Source organism: Brevundimonas sp. (assembly GCF_031082345.1).
Lineage (GTDB): Bacteria > Pseudomonadota > Alphaproteobacteria > Caulobacterales > Caulobacteraceae > Brevundimonas.
Map to the genome: position 1 here is coordinate 1 of NZ_JAVHLH010000314.1, position 2,839 is coordinate 2,839.

General features: G+C 68.3%; 3 protein-coding genes. All 3 read right to left on the minus strand.

What is annotated here, in order from left to right; translation table 11 throughout:
- Positions 1 to 218: 218 nt before the first annotated feature.
- Positions 219 to 1,097 carry a hypothetical protein gene (locus RDU12_RS14565; RefSeq protein WP_300290395.1) on the minus strand — a complete coding sequence of 293 codons (879 nt, stop codon included), beginning with the start codon at positions 1,095 to 1,097 and terminating at the stop codon, positions 219 to 221.
- A 133-nt stretch (positions 1,098 to 1,230) separates the two neighbouring features.
- Complete coding sequence (cysK, locus tag RDU12_RS14570) at positions 1,231 to 2,214, minus strand: cysteine synthase A (RefSeq protein ID WP_300290397.1); 984 nt, start codon at positions 2,212 to 2,214, stop codon at positions 1,231 to 1,233.
- Between the two features lie 137 nt (positions 2,215 to 2,351).
- The gene (locus tag RDU12_RS14575) at positions 2,352 to 2,828 is read right to left on the minus strand and encodes a hypothetical protein (protein WP_300290399.1); all 477 of its coding nucleotides are present in this window, start codon (positions 2,826 to 2,828) and stop codon (positions 2,352 to 2,354) included.
- Positions 2,829 to 2,839: the final 11 nt, after the last annotated feature.

A 2,839-nucleotide genomic window follows, 5' to 3' on the forward strand; every position in this document is an offset into this window, starting at 1 on the left:
TGCCAGGCAGGCGAACGACTTGGCCACGAGCCGCAGGCTGGGGTTGATCGCCTCGGGCGCGACCTGGGCCCTCGCCGCGGCGGGGCCGGTCAGAAGGGTCAGGGCGCCCAGAAGCGCGAGCACGGACCGGTTCATCATGGATCTCCCACGGCCGGCTCGCAGCGGGCCGGCCCAAGGGCCGGATTCAACAGTCTTTTGGACGACCGTTCAACTGATCTTCAGTCACCCAGCAGGGCCAGCAGATCCACCTCCGGCAGGTTGGGGTCCGCCAGCGGATGGGCGCTGACCTGGTCGTACCAGTCCGCGGAAATCCGCGGACGCGGCCGGCTGAAACGGATCCAGTCGGCCTCCAGCACCATGTCCACCGTCGCGTCGCGATTGACCTCCCGATTGATGATCTCGGCGTTTTCCGGCCCCGGGGGGACGTCGTCGCTCGTCGTATAGGCGATCAGCCCGACCTGCATCACCGGATTGTTTTCCATCCGGTAGAAGCGGTCGCGCACTCGCCATTCGGTCTCGCCCTCAGGCCGCGCCAGGGCGATCAGCACCATGCCCACCCGCACCAGCCGCAGCTCGACCCAGCCGCTCGGGAACGGCCTCAGCTTCAGCGAGGAATAGCTGTTGTAGGTGCCCTTGGTCTCGGTCATCGGCTGGCCGGCGACCGCGCCGACGCCGGTCGTGATGAAATGCCAGTTCTCCGCCCGCGGGGCCCACTGGCCGGCGCTCGACCGGTTCGGCACGCGCGCCATCAGCCCGCCCAGCGACCAGGTCCCGCCCGGAATGTCGCCCGTATGACCCCGGACCCGCACCCGCGCCCGCACGTCGAAATCGCCCCGCACCTCGCGGAACAGGAAGGGCGCATTCAGGTCGCGCACCCAGGCCGAGTGGTAGGGCTCGACGTGCAGCGCGCCCGGGGTCGTCTCGCCGACGTCGATCGCCTTGATCTTGTCCGGCCAGCCCATGGCCTCGTCGAACCGGGTCCAGCCGGTCAGGGCGGCTCCGTCGAACTCGTCCGACAGGGCCGTCAGGTCGTCCGGCGACTGGCCGAGGGCGGGGGTGGCGGCGAGCAGGCTCAGGCAGGCAAGCAGAATGCGCATGACGGTTCCATGGGGGACGGGGCCCGCAATGCGCCGCGCCCGGGCTCTCATGGCAAGTTAAGCTTCGGTCAGGTCGCGCCCGCCTTCGGCCCCGCCCCTGAAACCGGACCGAAACACCGCTGAAACAATCGGCCTACAGACCCTCGAACAGCGCCGTCGACAGATACCGTTCCGCGAAACTGGGAATGATCGCCACGATCATCTTGCCGGCGTTCTCCGGCAGGGCGGCCTGGCGGAAGGCCGCCACCAGCGCCGCGCCCGAGCTGATGCCGGCCGGAATCCCTTCCATCCGCGCCGCCTTGCGCGCCATGTCGAAGGCGTCCTCGTTCGAGACCTGCTCGACCCCGTCGATGACCGAACGGTCGACGATTGACGGGATGAAGCCCGCGCCGATGCCCTGGATCTTGTGGGGGCCCGGCTCGCCGCCGGACAGCACCGGCGACGCCGTCGGCTCCACCGCGATCATCCGCACCGACGGCTTGCGCGCCTTCAACGCCTGGCCGACGCCGGTGATGGTGCCGCCCGTGCCGACGCCGGAGATGACGATATCGACCTCGCCGACGGTGTCGTTCCAGATCTCCTCCGCGGTGGTGACCCGGTGAATGGCCGGATTGGCCGGATTGTCGAACTGCGAGGGGCTGACCGCGCCGGGCGTCTTGTCCAGCAGGTCCTGCGCCATGCCGATCGCGCCCTTCATGCCCTTCTCGGCCGGCGTCAGCACCAGTTCGGCGCCCAGCAGGGCCAGCATCTTGCGGCGCTCGATCGACATGCTCTCGGGCATGACCAGGATCAGCCGATAGCCCTTCGCCGCCGCCACGAACGCCAGGGCGATCCCCGTATTGCCGCTCGTCGGCTCGATCAGCACGGCCCCGGGCCCGATCCGGCCGGCCTGCTCCAGCGCGTCGATCATCGCCACCCCGATCCGGTCCTTCACCGAGCCGATCGGATTGAAGAATTCCAGCTTGGCCAGCACCGTGGCCTTCGACCGATGCTCCGCCGACAGCCGCGGCAATCCGACCAGCGGCGTATCGCCGATGGTGTCGAGAATGGAGGAATACACCTTGCCTCGACCACGCTTCAGGTGGCGGGATGGATCGTAGGGAGGGGCGTCGGACATCGTGGTTTCTCGCAAGCTGAAGCGGAACGCTAGAGATAAGCGTTTCGGTCCGTCCGCAAGGGTCCGGGAGCTAAAACGCGGCAAAACGCCGAGGCGGACCCAACCGTCCCGGCGCTCCGCCCGACTCGATTCTCGGACTACATCCAGTCGTCGAGTCCGTCCAACTGCCGGATCAGACCGAGGGCGTCGCCCATGAAGCCGTCGTCGAACAGGGTCAGCATCACATCGGTATCGCCTCCGAACCGGCCCTGCGGCGCCAATTCGTCGATCAGGTCGTCGTCTGGCAGAATCAACGGATCGGTCGCGCCCTTGGCCAGGATGAAATCGTCGTCCGCAAGGCCGGGCAGTATCTGGGGGTCGTCGCCGCTCGCCGACATCATCGTCGCCGGGGGGGCGGAGCCGGTCACGAGGTCGGACAACAGCGCGGTCGTACCGTCGCTGAACCGGACCCGTTCGACGCCGATCAACAGATCGACGCCGTCCCGCGCCGTCACGGAGTCCGCGACGCGGTATGCGCCGTCGGCCTCGGCTGAGACCAGGTAGTCGGCTCGAACCCCGGCCAGCACCGCCAAATCCTCGCCATCGCCGCCGTCGAGGACGTCGTCGCCGCCCATGCCGATCAGCT

Bases quoted from the DNA above. Each gene is read 5' to 3' on its own strand.
- RDU12_RS14565 (WP_300290395.1), bottom strand. From the start codon at position 1,097: ATGCGCATTCTGCTTGCCTGCCTGAGCCTGCTCGCCGCCACCCCCGCC.
- cysK (WP_300290397.1), bottom strand. From the start codon at position 2,214: ATGTCCGACGCCCCTCCCTACGATCCATCCCGCCACCTGAAGCGTGGT.
- RDU12_RS14575 (WP_300290399.1), bottom strand. From the start codon at position 2,828: ATGGGCGGCGACGACGTCCTCGACGGCGGCGATGGCGAGGATTTGGCG.